13 protein-coding genes are annotated in these 14,132 nt (G+C 72.2%); 2 read left to right on the forward strand and 11 right to left on the reverse strand.

Going from position 1 to position 14,132, the window contains the following annotated elements:
• Positions 1-98: 98 nt before the first annotated feature.
• From ligA to ACFWUY_RS34965, 4 genes are read right to left on the reverse strand one after another with little or no spacing between them, the layout of a single operon-like run.
• Entirely contained in the window at positions 99-2,279 is a 2,181-nt protein-coding gene (ligA, locus tag ACFWUY_RS34950) for an NAD-dependent DNA ligase LigA (RefSeq protein ID WP_384119347.1), read from the reverse strand.
• Positions 2,280-2,311: 32 nt separating this feature from the next.
• On the reverse strand, positions 2,312-3,319 hold the full coding sequence (locus tag ACFWUY_RS34955; protein WP_384119349.1) for a methionine synthase: 1,008 nt from the start codon (positions 3,317-3,319) through the stop codon (positions 2,312-2,314).
• 2 nt (positions 3,320-3,321) lie between these two features.
• The gene (locus ACFWUY_RS34960) at positions 3,322-4,020 is read right to left on the reverse strand and encodes an SDR family oxidoreductase (protein WP_384119351.1); all 699 of its coding nucleotides are present in this window, start codon (positions 4,018-4,020) and stop codon (positions 3,322-3,324) included.
• Positions 4,021-4,027: 7 nt separating this feature from the next.
• Positions 4,028-4,567 carry a TIGR00730 family Rossman fold protein gene (locus tag ACFWUY_RS34965; protein ID WP_384119354.1) on the reverse strand — a complete coding sequence of 180 codons (540 nt, stop codon included), beginning with the start codon at positions 4,565-4,567 and terminating at the stop codon, positions 4,028-4,030.
• Positions 4,568-4,664: 97 nt separating this feature from the next.
• Here ACFWUY_RS34965 and ACFWUY_RS34970 point away from each other — a divergent pair, with 97 nt between their 5' ends.
• Positions 4,665-5,453 carry an alpha/beta fold hydrolase gene (locus ACFWUY_RS34970; RefSeq protein WP_384119356.1) on the forward strand — a complete coding sequence of 263 codons (789 nt, stop codon included), beginning with the start codon at positions 4,665-4,667 and terminating at the stop codon, positions 5,451-5,453.
• A 12-nt stretch (positions 5,454-5,465) separates the two neighbouring features.
• Here the strand turns inward: ACFWUY_RS34970 and mnmA are convergent, their stop codons facing one another.
• Complete coding sequence (gene mnmA / locus ACFWUY_RS34975) at positions 5,466-6,599, reverse strand: tRNA 2-thiouridine(34) synthase MnmA (protein ID WP_384119358.1); 1,134 nt, start codon at positions 6,597-6,599, stop codon at positions 5,466-5,468.
• Between the two features lie 61 nt (positions 6,600-6,660).
• On the opposite strand from mnmA, the gene ACFWUY_RS34980 reads away from it, so the two are divergent.
• Positions 6,661-7,320 carry an N-acetylmuramoyl-L-alanine amidase gene (locus tag ACFWUY_RS34980; protein WP_384119360.1) on the forward strand — a complete coding sequence of 220 codons (660 nt, stop codon included), beginning with the start codon at positions 6,661-6,663 and terminating at the stop codon, positions 7,318-7,320.
• Positions 7,321-7,364: 44 nt separating this feature from the next.
• Here ACFWUY_RS34980 and ACFWUY_RS34985 read toward each other — a convergent pair whose 3' ends face one another.
• The 6 genes from ACFWUY_RS34985 to ACFWUY_RS35010 all read right to left on the reverse strand — a co-directional run bounded on the left by ACFWUY_RS34985 (position 7,365) and on the right by ACFWUY_RS35010 (position 14,006).
• Entirely contained in the window at positions 7,365-8,528 is a 1,164-nt protein-coding gene (locus tag ACFWUY_RS34985) for a cysteine desulfurase family protein (protein WP_384119362.1), read from the reverse strand.
• A 497-nt stretch (positions 8,529-9,025) separates the two neighbouring features.
• A complete protein-coding gene (locus tag ACFWUY_RS34990; protein WP_384119364.1) occupies positions 9,026-9,889 on the reverse strand; it encodes a thioesterase family protein in 864 nt (287 codons plus the stop codon).
• Between the two features lie 23 nt (positions 9,890-9,912).
• Positions 9,913-10,590, reverse strand: a complete 678-nt coding sequence (locus ACFWUY_RS34995) for a trimeric intracellular cation channel family protein (RefSeq protein WP_384119366.1) — start codon at positions 10,588-10,590, stop codon at positions 9,913-9,915.
• Between the two features lie 100 nt (positions 10,591-10,690).
• Positions 10,691-11,884 (reverse strand): ABC transporter ATP-binding protein, encoded by a 1,194-nt coding sequence (locus ACFWUY_RS35000; RefSeq protein WP_384119379.1) that lies wholly within the window; start codon positions 11,882-11,884, stop codon positions 10,691-10,693.
• An 8-nt stretch (positions 11,885-11,892) separates the two neighbouring features.
• Positions 11,893-13,011, reverse strand: a complete 1,119-nt coding sequence (locus ACFWUY_RS35005) for an ABC transporter ATP-binding protein (protein ID WP_384119368.1) — start codon at positions 13,009-13,011, stop codon at positions 11,893-11,895.
• A complete protein-coding gene (locus tag ACFWUY_RS35010; protein ID WP_030553698.1) occupies positions 13,008-14,006 on the reverse strand; it encodes an ABC transporter permease in 999 nt (332 codons plus the stop codon). The genes ACFWUY_RS35005 and ACFWUY_RS35010 overlap by 4 nt, the downstream gene beginning before the upstream one ends.
• Positions 14,007-14,132 lie beyond the last annotated feature (126 nt).

Here is a 14,132-nt window from a genome sequence, read left to right on the forward strand (position 1 = left end):
CTCTCCCTCTCTTGCCCGAATGAGACCCGGCCACCCGTAACGATCTGGTATGCGCCGAACGGGTGAACCCGGCGGGGCTCTCACGGGAGTCCGGGGTGCTACTCGGCGACCGGGACCGCGACCTCCCTGGCGGCGTCGGGCCCTTGTTCGAGCAGGACCGCGAAGCCGTCCTCGTTCAGAACCGGAACCTTCAGCTGCATCGCCTTGTCGTACTTCGAACCGGGGTTCTCGCCGACCACCACGAAGGCGGTCTTCTTCGAAACGGAACCGGTCACCTTCGCTCCGAGCCGCTGGAGGGACTCTTTTGCGCCATCCCTGGTGAACTTCTCCAGGGTGCCGGTCACCACGACCGTGAGCCCTTCCAGCGGACGCGGCCCCTCGTCCTCCCCGGCGCCCTCGTCCTCCAGGCTGACCCCGGCCGCCCGCCACTTGCGCACGATCTCCCGGTGCCACTCCTCGGAGAACCACTGCTTCACCGCGGCCGCGATGATCCCGCCGACCCCGTCGACGGCCGCGAGCTCCTCCTCGCTCGCCTGCTCGATCCGCTCCAGGGAACGGAACTCACGGGCCAGCGCCGCGGCCGCGACCGGCCCCACGTGCCGGATCGACAGCCCGTTGATGAAGCGGGCGAGCGGACGCTCCTTGGCCGCCGCGATGTTCTCCAGCATGGCGAGCGCGTTCTTCTTCGGCTCGCCCTTCTGGTTGGCGAAGACGGTGGCGATCTTCTCCTCGCCGGTCTTCGGGTCCCGCTTGGGCAGTCCGCTGTCCGGGTCGAGGACGTACGCCCTGATCGGGAGGAGCTGCTCGATGGTGAGGTCGAAGAGGTCGCCCTCGTCCCTGAGCGGCGGCTCGGACGGCTCCAGGGGCTGGGTCAGGGCGGCGGCGGCCACGGCGCCGAACTTCTCGATGTCCAGGCACTCGCGGCCGGCGAGGAACTCGACGCGCTCGCGCAGCTGGGCCGGGCAGGCCCGGGCGTTCGGACAGCGGAGGTCGATGTCGCCCTCCTTCATCGGCTTCAGCGGCGTCCCGCACTCGGGGCACACCGCCGGCATGACGAACTCCCGCTCGCTGCCGTCCCGCAGGTCGGCGACCGGCCCGAGGATCTCCGGGATGACGTCACCGGCCTTGCGCAGCACGACCGTGTCGCCGATCAGGACGCCCTTGGCCTTCACCACCTCCTGGTTGTGGAGGGTGGCGAACTCGACCTCGGAACCGGCCACGGTCACCGGCTCCACCTGCGCGTACGGAGTGACGCGCCCGGTCCGGCCGACGCCGACCTTGATGTCGAGCAGCTTGGTGTTGACCTCCTCCGGCGCGTACTTCCAGGCGATCGCCCAGCGCGGGGCGCGCGCGGTGGAGCCGAGGCGGCCCTGGAGCGGGATCTCGTCGAGCTTGACGACGACACCGTCGATCTCGTGCTCCACGGAGTGCCGGTTCTCCCCGAAGTACGCGATGAACTCCCGCACCTCGTCGAGCGTGTCCACCACCCGGTTGTGCCGGGCCGTGGGCAGGCCCCACTCCTGGAGCAGTCCGTACGCCTCCGAGAGCCGGGCGATGTCGAAGCCCTCGCGGGCTCCGATGCCGTGCACCACCATGTGGAGCGGGCGGGAGGCGGTGATCTTCGGGTCCTTCTGCCGGAGCGAACCGGCGGCCGCGTTGCGCGGGTTGGCGAAGGGCTTCTCACCGGCCTCGACCAGACGGGCGTTGAGCCCGAGGAAGGCCTCCATCGGGAAGTAGACCTCGCCGCGGATCTCCACGAGGTCCGGGATCCGGTCACCGCTCAGCCGCTCCGGGACGTCCGCGATCGTGCGCACGTTGGGCGTGATGTCCTCGCCGGCGCGGCCGTCGCCCCGGGTCGCGGCCCGGGTCAGCCGCCCGTGCTCGTACGTGAGGTTGACCGCGAGCCCGTCGACCTTCAGCTCGCACAGGTAGTGGAAGTCGGGGGTGCCGACGTCCCGCGCGGTCCGCTCGGCCCAGGCGGCCAACTCCTCGTCGTCGAAGGCGTTGTCCAGGGAGAGCATCCGCTCCCGGTGCTCGACGGAGGTGAACTCCGTCTCGTACTGTCCCGCCACCTTCTGGGTCGGCGAGTCCGGCGTCCGCAGCTCCGGGTACTCCTCCTCCAGCGCCTCCAGGGCGCGCAGGAGCTTGTCGAACTCGCCGTCGCTGATGACCGGCTGGTCCTTCACGTAGTACCGGAAGCGGTGCTCCTCGACCTGCTCGGCGAGGTCGGCGTGCTTCTCCCGTGCCTCGGCGGGCAGGGCCCCCTGTTCGACTGCCACCTTCGTCCGTCCTCCCGTGCCTCGAAACCCGGTCACTCTGGGTTGTCCGCGAGCGACCTCGCCGCCCGGACGCAGTGGGCGAGCGCCTCGCGGGCGTAGGCGGGCGAAGCGCCCGCGAGCCCGCACGTGGGGGTGATGACCACGGACTCCGCGAGAGTCCCCGGATTCAGCCCCAGCCTGCGCCACAGCGTCCTGACACCCATGACGCTACCGCCCGGGTCCGACAACGGGCCGTCGGTGGACGCCACCACACCGGCGAAGAGCTTGGTACCGGCCTCCACGGCCTCCCCGATCGACTCCTCGTCACGCTCGGTGAGAAGCCCGAAGTCGAACGAGACGCCGGCGACCCCGGACCTCCGCAGCAGCGCGAACGGCACGTCCGGGGCGCAGGAGTGGACGACCACCGGCCCGTCGTGGACCGCGATCACCTCCCGCAGGGCGCTCTCCACGACCTGCCGGTCGACGGCCCGGTAGGTGCGGTAGCCGCTGGCGGTGCGGACGTGGCCGCGCAGGACCGCGGTGAGCGAGGGCTCGTCGAGCTGGAGGACGACCCGGGCCCCCGGGATCCGCTTGCGCAGCTCCGCGAGGTGTCCGTGGAGTCCCTCGGCGAGCGAGCCCACCAGGTCGCGGCAGGCGCCCGCGTCCCCGAGCGCCGCCTCGCCGCCGCGCAGCTCCAGGGCGGCGGCGAGCGTCCACGGCCCCACGGCCTGCACCTTGAGCGGGCCCTCGTACCCCTGGGTGAACTCCTCCAGGGCGTCCAGGTCCTCACCCATCCAGGAACGGGCCCGCCGGGTGTCCCGGCCGGGCCGGTCGCTGATCCGCCAGCCGCTCGGCTCCACGTGCGCGTACAGGTCGACGAGCATCCCGATGGTCCGGCCGACCATGTCGGCGCCGGGGCCGCGGGCGGGCAGCTCGGCCAGGAACGGGAAGTCCTCGAAGGATCCGGTGGCGGTCCTGGCGGCCTCACGGGCGTCGCCGCCGGGCAGGGACCCGACGCCGGTCGCGGGACCCCAGAGCTTCGTGTCGTCCGTGTCGCCCATGGTCAGCGTCCCGGCCTGACGGTGAGGTCGTTGATCTCGGCGTCGCGCGGCAGGTCGATCGCGGTGAGGATCGCCGTCGCGACCGACTCGGGGTCGATCCACCGGGAGGGGTCGTACTCCTTGCCCTCCTGGGCGTGGACCTTCGCCTGCATGGGACTCGCGGTACGGCCCGGATAGACCGAGGTCACCCGCACCCCGTGGGCGTGCTCCTCGTGGCGCAGGGCGTCGGCGAGCGCCTTGAGGCCGTGCTTGGAGGCGGCGTACGCACCCCATTCGGCGTGCGCGCTGAGCCCGGCGCCCGAGTTCACGAAGACGACGTGGCCCTGGGAGACCCGGAGCTGGGGCAGCAGGTGCCGGGTCAGCTCGGCCGGGGCGACCAGGTTGACGTTCAGCTGGTGGTGCCAGGTCTTCGGGGTGAGGTCGCCGATCGGGCCGAGGTCGACGACGCCGGCGATGTGCAGCAGGCTGTCCACCCGCTCGGGCATGGTCTGGTGCGAGAACGCCCAGGAGAGCCGGTCCGGGTCCGCCAGGTCGCCGACGAGCGTCCGCGCCCCGGGAAACTGCCCGGCGAGCTCCTTGGCGCGCCCCGCGTCGCGCGCGTGGAGCACGAGTTCGTCCCCGCGCGCGTGGAGGCGGCGCGCGACGGCCGCGCCGATGCCGGAACCGGCTCCGGTGATCACATGTGTAGCCATGGGAGCCATGCTCGCATCAGCGGGAGCCGATGTTCTCCTCCAGGTGGGCCAGAGCCGTCGGGGCGTCGTCGGCGAAGAAGACGAGGTCGGTGAGCGGGAGGGGGAGGAAGCCCTCCTCGTCCATGCGGCGGAACTGGGTCTTCAGACCGTCGTAGAAGCCGGCCGTGTTGAGCAGGACCACCGGCTTGGTGTGCTTGCCGTGCTTCTTCAGCTCCAGGATCTCGGTGGCCTCGTCGAGGGTGCCGGTGCCGCCGACCATGATCACGATCGCGTCGGACTTGGCGAGGAGGAGCGCCTTGCGCGCGGCCAGGTCCTCGGTGACGACCATCTCGTCGGCGTTCGCGCGGGCCTTGTGCGCGAGGAAGTCGACGGAGACGCCGACCAGTCGGCCGCCGGCCTCCTGCACGCCGTCCGCGACGACCTTCATCAGGCCGGTGTCGGAGCCGCCCCAGACCAGGGTGTGGCCGGCCTTGCCGAGGAGGCGGGCGAAGTCGCGGGCGGGGGCCGTGTAGCGCTCGTCGAGGTCGGCCGCGGAGAGGAAGACGCAGATGTTCATGGCCTCACCGTAGGCCGTGACCAGCGGCTTCCAAGATTCTTCGGGAAATCCCGCTCCGCGGCGATGAGTTCCGGTGACGGCCCCGGTCTGCCCTGCCATGGATGAGGTGGACACCGCGCTGAGCAGGCTCCGGGGACGGGTCACGTCACGGGACGGGACGCCGATCGCGTACGAGAGGTACGGGGACGGGCCGCCGCTCGTCCTGGTGAGCGGCGCCCTGGGGACGGCCGCGACCGAACGGCCGCTCGGCCTGCTGCTCGCCCGGCGCTTCTCGGTGGTGGCGTACGACCGCAGGGGGCGCGGCGGGAGCGGCGACACCGGGCCGTACGCGGTGGAGCGGGAGATCGAGGACCTGGCGGCGGTGGCCGCCGCGGCCGGGGCCGGTGCGGCCCTGCACGGGGTGGGCACCGGGGGCGCGCTGGCGCTCGCCGCGGTGGCCGCCGGGCAGCCGGCGGACCGGGTCTCGGTGTACGAGCCGCCGTACTCGGCGGAGGCCGCCCGGCGGCGGCTGCGGGTGGCGGCGCTCCTCGGCCAGGGGCGGCGGGCCGCGGCGCTCGCGCTGTTCCTCGCGGACGCGACGGTGCCGGCGGAGCTGCGGCCCGGAGTCGCGGACCTCGCGCACACCCTCGCGTACGACCTCGCCGTCCTCGGTGACGGGACGGTGCCGGAGCGGCGGCTCGCCGGGGTCCACGCGCGCGTCCTGGTGGTCGACGGGGGCGCGAGCCCGGCGGGGACCCGGCAGGCGGCCCGCGCCCTGGCGGCGGCCCTCCCCAGGGCCCGGCACCGCACCCTGACGGGCCAGACGTGCGAGGTGGCCCCGCACGTGCTCGCCCCGGTCCTGGAGGAGTTCCTCTCCGAGGACCGGGAGACCGCGGAGGCCGCCTGAGGAGGTGCGGGACTACGCCGTGGCCTCCGCCGTCGTGCGGCGGGTCGTCGTCGCGATCGTGGCCGAGCCCACCACGCGCGTGCCGTCGTACAGGACGATCGCCTGACCGGGGGCCACGCCGCGGACCGGTTCGGCGAAGGCGACCGTGAGCTCGCCGTCCGCCAGGGACGCCGTCACCTCGGTCTCGCCGCCGTGGGCGCGGAGCTGCGCGGTGTAGCGGCCCTCGCCCTCCGGGGCAGTGCCGCACCAGCGGGGCTTGATCGCGGTCAGCGCGGTGACGTCGAGCGCCTCGACCGGGCCGACCGTCACCGTGTTGTTCACGGGCGAGATGTCCAGGACGTAGCGGGGCTTGCCGTCCGCGGCCGGGTGGCCGATCCGCAGGCCCTTGCGCTGGCCGATGGTGAAGCCGTACGCGCCCTCGTGGGTGCCGACCTTCGTACCGGCCTCGTCGACGATGTCGCCCTCCGCCCTGCCCAGACGGGAGGCGAGGAAGCCCTGGGTGTCGCCGTCGGCGATGAAGCAGATGTCGTGGCTGTCGGGCTTCTTCGCGACCGCGAGTCCGCGCCGCTCGGCCTCCGCCCGGATCTCGTCCTTGGTGGTGAGGGTGTCGCCCAGCGGGAACATCGCGTGCGCGAGCTGCTTCTCGTCGAGCACCCCGAGGACGTACGACTGGTCCTTGGCCACGTCGGAGGCCCGGTGCAGCTCGCGGGTGCCGTCCTCGTTCAGGACGACCGTCGCGTAGTGGCCGGTGCAGACCGCGTCGAAGCCGAGGGCGAGCGCCTTGTCGAGCAGCGCCGCGAACTTGATCTTCTCGTTGCAGCGGAGGCACGGGTTGGGGGTGCGGCCGGCCTCGTACTCCGCGACGAAGTCGTCGACGACGTCCTCGCGGAACCGCTCGGCGAGGTCCCACACGTAGAACGGGATGCCGATGACGTCGGCCGCCCGGCGCGCGTCACGGGAGTCCTCGATCGTGCAGCAGCCACGCGCGCCCGTGCGGAAGGACTGCGGGTTCGCGGAGAGGGCGAGGTGGACGCCGGTGACGTCGTGGCCCGCCTCTGCGGCACGGGCGGCGGCGACGGCGGAGTCCACTCCGCCCGACATGGCGGCGAGGACACGAAGGGGGCGCGGGGGCGGGGTCTGAGTCATAGCCCTACCAGAGTACGGGGCGCCGGGAACCACGGTCGCGGTAGTAAGCGTTCTGGGTGGCATGGGGAGCGAGACGAGCGGGTCGGGCAGGCGGGTGGGGCGGCGCGCCGTCCTGCTCGGGGGCGGGGTCGCCGTGCTGGGCACGGCCGCACTGGCGAGGGACGAGCTGGCGCGCGCCTGGTGGCGGCTGCCGGGGATGGAGAAGACGCGGGTCGAGGGCGAGCTCGACCACCGGGCGGCCGAGTGGACCTCGGCGGCGCGGGCGAACTGGCGGCGGGCCGACCGGCCGGACGACTACCGGATCGACCGGGTCGTGATCCATGTCGTCCAGGGCAGCTACGCGACCGCCCTGAAGGTCTTCAAGAACCCGGGGCACGGGGCCGCCACGCACTACGTCGTCCGCAAGGACGGGCACGTGGCGCAGATGATCCGGGAGCTCGACGTGGGCTTCCACGCCGGGAACCGCGACATGAACGAGCGGAGCATCGGCATCGAGCACGAGGGCTTCGTCGACCGGCCGCAGGACTTCACGGCGGCGATGTACGCGGGGTCGGCGCGGCTGACGGCCGACATCTGTGCCCGCCACGGGATACCCGTGGACCGGGAGCACATCATCGGGCACGTGGAGGTCGAGGGCACCGACCACACCGACCCCGGTCCGCACTGGGACTGGGACCGCTATCTGAAGCTGGTGCGCGAGGCGTCCAAGAAGCTCGTGTGAGCATCGCGTCCGGGAGGCTCGGGTGAGCGTCCCGGAAGGGACACTCACATGAGGCCGGCCGTCCTCGCCCGTTCCACGGCCGGGCCGATCGCGTCGGCCACCGCCGCGACGTCCTCCTTCGTGGAGGTGTGCCCCAGGGAGAAGCGCAGGGTCCCCCGGGCCAGGTTCGGATCGGCGCCGGTGGCGAGCAGGACGTGGCTCGGCTGGGCGATGCCCGCGGTGCAGGCGGAACCGGTGGAGCAGGCGATCCCGGCCGCGTCGAGCAGCAGCAGCAGGGAGTCGCCCTCGCAGCCGGGGAAGGTGAAGTGGGCGTTGGCCGGGAGCCGCTCGACGGGGTCGCCGCCGAGGATCGCGTCCGGGACGACCGTACGGACGGCGCTCACGAGCTCGTCGCGCAGGGCGCCGACCTCGCGGGCGAACTCCTCGCGCCGTTCCGTGGCGAGCCGGGCGGCGACGGCGAAGGCGGCGACGGCCGGCACGTCGAGGGTGCCGGAGCGGACGTGCCGCTCCTGGCCTCCGCCGTGCAGCACGGGTACGGGGGTGTGCTCGCGGCCCAGGAGCAGGGCGCCGATGCCGTAGGGGCCGCCGATCTTGTGGCCGGACACGGTCATCGCGGCGAGTCCGGAGGCGGCGAAGTCGACCGGGACCTGACCGATCGCCTGGACGGCGTCGGCGTGCAGCGGCACGCCGAACTCGGCTGCCACGTCAGCGAGTTCACGGACCGGCATGACCGTGCCGATCTCGTTGTTGGCCCACATGACGGTGGCGAGGGCCACGGATCCGGGGTCCTTGGCGATCGCCTCCCGCAGGGCCTCGGGGTGCACCCTGCCGTACCGGTCCACCGGCAGGTACTCGACGTCCGCGCCCTCGTGGGTGGCGAGCCAGTCGACGGCGTCGAGCACGGCGTGGTGCTCCACCGGGCTGGCCAGGACGCGGGTGCGGCGGGGGTCGGCGTCGCGCCGGGCCCAGTAGAGGCCCTTCACGGCGAGGTTGTCGGCCTCGGTGCCGCCGGAGGTGAAGACGACCTCGCTCGGCCGTGCGCCGAGCGCGGCGGCGAGCGTCTCGCGCCCCTCCTCGACGGTCCGCCGGGCCCGCCGTCCGGGGGCGTGCAGGGAGGAGGCGTTGCCCGTGACGGCGAGCTGGGCGGTGATCGCCTCGATCGCCTCGGGCAGCATGGGCGTGGTCGCGGCGTGGTCGAGGTAAGCCATGGTGGATCGATTCTACGAGCCCGTGGCGGCGGCCCCGGCGGGTGGCCGGTTTACGCCTCCGCGCCGGAGGGAGCCGGGGATCGGAGGGAGCCGAGGGCCGGGAGCCGGGAGCCGGGAGCCGGAGAAGGCCGGGGGCCGGGAACCGCTGTCCGCGCCGGGTCCGGGCGCCTCTGGCCCGAGTCACCCCCGCCGGGACCGGGACGCACCTCGGGCCGGGGGCCTGACCCCCGCCCGAACCCGGGATACGCCCGGGCCAGGGCGGGGATACGCCCCGGCCGGGGCCGGAAGCCGCCACCCCCGCCGGGCCCGGGGGATGCCTCGGGTCCGACTGCCCGGAGCCAGCGTCCTCGTCGAGCTCGGGATACGCCTCGGGCCCAGGGCCGGAAGCCGCCCCCCTCGGGCCCGGGATACGTCCTCAGGTCCGGGTCCGCCCGGAGCCGCCTCCCCCGTCGGACTCGGCGGGTGTCCGGTCATCCAGGGATTCCGCCGCCCTCGTGTCAGTCGCGCGGTGCGCGGGCCAGCTGGCGGGACTGGGCCACCAGACGGTCGGCGCTGTCCCAGACCTCCGCGTCCTCCTCCAGGAAGCCGCCGGCGAGGTTGCGGGTCGTGATCGAGACCCGCAGCGGGCCGGGGGCCGGGCGGCAGCGGATGTGCGTGGTGAGTTCCACGGTCGGCGTCCAGCCCTTCAGGCCCAGCTCGAAGGAGGTCGGCGGCAGCGCGTCGACCGTGAGCAGGAGGGAGAGGGCGTCGGGCTCGCGGCCGTCCGCGAGCCCGAACCAGGCCCGCATCTCGCCCTTGCCGGAGGGGGCGCCGACGGCCCAGCCGACGCAGGCCGGGTCGAGGCGGAGGTCCAGCCGATCGGCGATGGCGGAGGAGCCGGGGATCCTCGGGGCCGGGTTGTCGGCGGCGCTGAAGCAGTTCTCGATCGGGGCCATCGCCGGGGGCGCCGCGGTGGTGCGGACGTCGTCGGGAAGGGCGTCGAGGTCCCCGTACGAGGCGAGGACGCGGATGCGCTCCACCTCGGTGCCGTCCTCGGCGTACTGGAAGAGGGAGGCCTGTCCCGTGGACAGCGTCCTGCCCGTACGGACGGTCTCCGTCCTGATCACCGCGGGGCCCGGGACGGACGGCGTGAGGTAGTGGGCCGAGATCGTGAACGGGTCGGGGTGCGGGAGGTGCTCGCCGAGGGCACGGCCGAGCAGAGCGAGGAGGTAGCCGCCGTTGACCGCGTGGATGATCGTCCAGCCGGCGGAGAGATCGGCGTCGTAGACGCCGGGCTCGCGGAGGGCGAGGGCGGTGTCGCGGTCGAACTCGCTCGTCCCGGCAGGGGACGCGAGGGGGCTCGTCTCGGTGCTCGTGCTCATGTCTCCGACGGTACCGCAGCTACCTACTGAGCGGTAGCTTTTTCGGGCGCCTCGCGGGCGGAGGACCGCCGGTTCCAGGCGCGGGGCGCGCGCCAGTGGTAGCGCATCGCCAGCAGACGGAGCACGAACGCGGTGACGACGGCGGTGCCGCTGGTGAACGCGTTGAGCGTGTCGAAACGGATGCACAGGACGACCATCACGGACCCGACGATGGCCGGGACGGCGTACAGGTCACGGTCCCAGCGCAGCAGTGACGGCACCTCGTTGGCGAGCACGTCGCGCAGGACACCGCCGCCGACGGCCGTCGCGAGGCCGAGCGCGGCGGAGGAGGTGAGGCCGAGGCCGTAGTCGTACGCCTTCGTCGTCCCGGTCACGCAGAAGAGGCCCAGGCCGGCGGCGTCGAAGACGTTCACGGCGGTCTGGGTGCGCTCGACCTCCGGGTGGAGGAAGAAGACGAGGACCGTCGCGACCAGGGGCATGACGAAGTAGCCGAGATCGGTGAAGGCGGCGGGGGGTACGGCGCCGATCATCAGGTCACGGAAGATACCGCCGCCGAGAGCGGTGACCTCGGCGAGGACGGCGATGCCGAAGACGTCGAAGTTCTTGCGGACGGCGAGGAGGGCGCCGGAGATGGCGAAGACGAAGATGCCGACGAGGTCCAGGGCGTGTTGGACATCGGGGCTGAACAGATCGTGAAGCACTGCCCCATTGTCCCGGCTGTCTCCGGCGGGCAGGCCGGAGGCCCCCGTCGCCGTGCGGCGGCGGGGGCCTCCTGGTGTCGCGGCTCGCCTGAGCCTGTACCTACTTCTTCGGCGCGTCGCCGTCCCCGGCCGGCGTCTCCGCCGGCGCCGAGGCCTCGGTCCCAGCCGCAGCCTCGGTCTCGGTCTCGACCGAAGCCGTAGCCGTAGCCGTAGCCGTAGCTTCGGCCGGAGCCTCAGCCTCCGCCTTCGCCGGAGACTCCACCGGAGACTTCGCGATCTCCACCGACTCCCGCGCCGCCGGAACCGTCAGGGATTCCGCGTTCTCCGGGTGGTGGCACGCCACGCGCTGGCCCGGGCGGAGTTCCAGGAGCGGCGGCTCCTGCGTGCGGCAGACGTCCGTGGCCTTCCAGCAGCGGGTGTTGAAGCGGCAGCCCGGCGGCGGGGCGATCGGGGACGGGACGTCGCCGGTCAGGAGGATGCGGTCGCTCTTGGCGCCCCGGCGGCGCGGATCCGGGATCGGAACCGCGGACATCAGGGCCCGGGTGTACGGGTGCATCGGGTTCTCGTACAGGGACTTGCGGTCCGCGAGCTCCACGATCTTGCCCAGGTACATGACCGCGATGCGGTCCGAGACGTGCCGGATGACCGACAGGTCGTGGGCGATGATCACGTACGTGAGGCCGAGCTCCTGCTGGAGGTCGTCGAGGAGGTTGACCACCTGCGCCTGGATGGAGACGTCCAGGGCGGAGACGGGCTCGTCCGCGACGACCAGCTTCGGCTTGAGGGCCAGCGCGCGGGCGATGCCGATGCGCTGGCGCTGGCCGCCGGAGAACTCGTGCGGGTAGCGGTTGTAGTGCTCGGGGTTGAGGCCCACCAGGCCGAGCAGCCGCTGGACCTCCTTCTTGACGCCGCCCTCGGGCTCCACGCCCTGGAGCTTGAACGGCGCCGAGACGATCGAGCCCACCGTGTGGCGCGGGTTCAGCGAGCCGTACGGGTCCTGGAAGATCATCTGGATGTCCCGGCGGAACGGGCGCATGCCCGAGACGCCGAGGTGCGAGATGTCCTTGCCCTGGAACTCGACCGTGCCGCCGGTCGGTTCGAGGAGCCGGGTGATGAGCCGGCCCATCGTGGACTTGCCGCAGCCAGACTCGCCGACGACGCCGAGGGTCTCACCGGGCAGGACCTCGAAGTCGATCCCGTCGACCGCCTTGACGGCGCCGGTCTGGCGCTGGAGCAGCCCCTTCTTGATGGGGAAGTGCTTCTTCAGGCCGGTGACCTTGAGCAGAGGCTCCATGTTGTCGCTCACAGTTTCGGCGCAATCTCTTCGGTCCAGATGCGGGTCCGCTCCTCCTGCGGCATGTGGCACGCCGAGAAGTGGCGGTCCCCGGCCGGCGTCAGCTCCGGCCGCTGGGTGCGCGTGACGCCGCCCTTGGGGACGTCCGCGTACGGGCAGCGGGGGTTGAAGGCGCAGCCGCTCGGGATGTTGATGAGGCTGGGCGGGTTGCCCTTGACCGGGATGAGCCGCTCGGTCTGCTCGCGGTCGATCCTCGGCATCGAGCCGAGCAGGCCCCAGGTGTAGGGGTGCTGCGGCTCGTAGAAGACGGACTCGGCCGGTCCGCGTTCGACGCAGCGCCCGCCGTACATCACGAGGATGTCGTCGGCGAGCTCGGCGACGACGCCGAGGTCGTGGGTGATGATGACGACCGCGGAGCCGAACTCCTTCTGGAGGTCCCGCATCAGGTCGAGGATCTGGGCCTGGACCGTGACGTCGAGCGCCGTCGTCGGCTCGTCGGCGATGAGCAGCGACGGGTTGTTGACGAGCGACATGGCGATCATGGCGCGCTGGCGCATGCCGCCGGAGAACTCGTGCGGGTAGTTGTCGAACCGCTTGGCGGGCTCGGGGATGCCGACCCGGTCGAGGAGTTCGACGGCCCGCTTGCGCGCCGTCTTCTTGTCGACGTCGTTGTGGACGCGGTACGCCTCCACGATCTGGTTGCCGACCGTGTAGTACGGGTGCATCGCGGACAGCGGGTCCTGGAAGATCATCGCCATCTCGCGGCCGCGCATCCGGCGGACCTCGTCCGGGTCGGCCGAGAGCAGCTCGCGGCCGTTGAGCCAGATCTCGCCGGAGATCTTCGCCTTCTGCCGGCCGTACTGGCCGACCGTGTGCAGGCCCATGATGCCGAGCGAGGTGACCGACTTGCCGGAGCCGGACTCGCCCACGATGCCGAGGGTCTTGCCCTTCTCCAGCTGGAAGCTGAGGCCGTCGACCGACTTGACCAGACCGTCGTCGGTCGGGAAGTGGATCTTCAGGTCACGCACGTCGAGGAAGGCGTCCGAGGGGGCCGACTTCCCGGCGGACTTCCCGGTCGCGACGGGCTCTCCGAGCGCCGCGCCGGTCTTCGTCAGCTTGTCCGTCATGCGAGCCTCACTCGGGGGTCGATCACCGCGTACAGCAGGTCCACCACGAGGTTGGCGACGACGACGCACGCGGCGGTGATGAGCGTGACGGCCAGGATGAGCGGCAGGTCGCGCTCGTTGACGCCTCGGATGGCCAGGGCGCCCAGTCCGTGGAGGCTGAACGCGGTCTCGGTCAGGATCGCGCCGCCGACGAGGGCGCCGAGGTCCATGCCGAAGATGGTCAGGATGGGGGTCATCGTGGAGCGCATGGCGTGCTTGCCGAGCACGACCGACTCCGGCAGGCCCTTGGCCCGGGCCGTGCGGATGTAGTCCTCACCGAGGACCTCCAGCATGGTGGCGCGGGTGAGCCGCGCGTACATCGCCGCGTACAGGAAGGCGAGCGTCACCCAGGGCAGCAGCAGTCCGCCGAACCAGCCACCGAAGGACTCGGAGAGGGGCACGTACGTGGCGTCGACCCAGTCCAGTTGGGTGCGGAAGACCAGCATCGCCAGCATGGCGGTGAAGAAGATGGGGAGCGAGACGCCCGAGAGCGCCGTGATCATCGCCACGCGGTCGATGACCGTGCCCCGCTTGAGCGCGGAGACGACACCCGTGGAGACACCCAGGACCAGCCACAGCACGGCGGCACCGATCACCATGGAGAGGGTGACGGGGAAGGCCTCGACCAGCATCGACCAGACGTCCTGCTCACTGCGGAACGAGTAGCCGAAGCAGGGCGCCGCGCAGTGGATGGTGTCGCCACCACCGGTGTAGTCACGTCCGACGAAGATGCCGGAGACGAAGTGCCAGAACTGCACCAGGAGCGGCTCGTCCAGACCCAGCTTCTGCCGGACGGCCTCGATGGCAGCCGGATCCGCCTGCTTGCCGACGAACATCGCGGCAGGGTCACTGCCGGTCATCTTGGGGATGAGGAAGAAGATGCTGAGCGTCACGAGGGTGACGACGAGCAGCATCGCGACGACTGCGAAGAGCCGTCGGACTATGTATGCAAGCATGCGGTCGGCCGGTCGGGGGGCCGGGGGGCCCCGGGGGGGCCCCCCCCCCCCCCCCCCGCCCCCACCAGCCCCAACGGCCAGGGGGGGGGGGGTGGGGGCGGGGAGAGGGGAGGGGTAAATTAAGGA

Source organism: Streptomyces sp. NPDC058664, assembly GCF_042716635.1.
Lineage (GTDB): Bacteria > Actinomycetota > Actinomycetes > Streptomycetales > Streptomycetaceae > Streptomyces.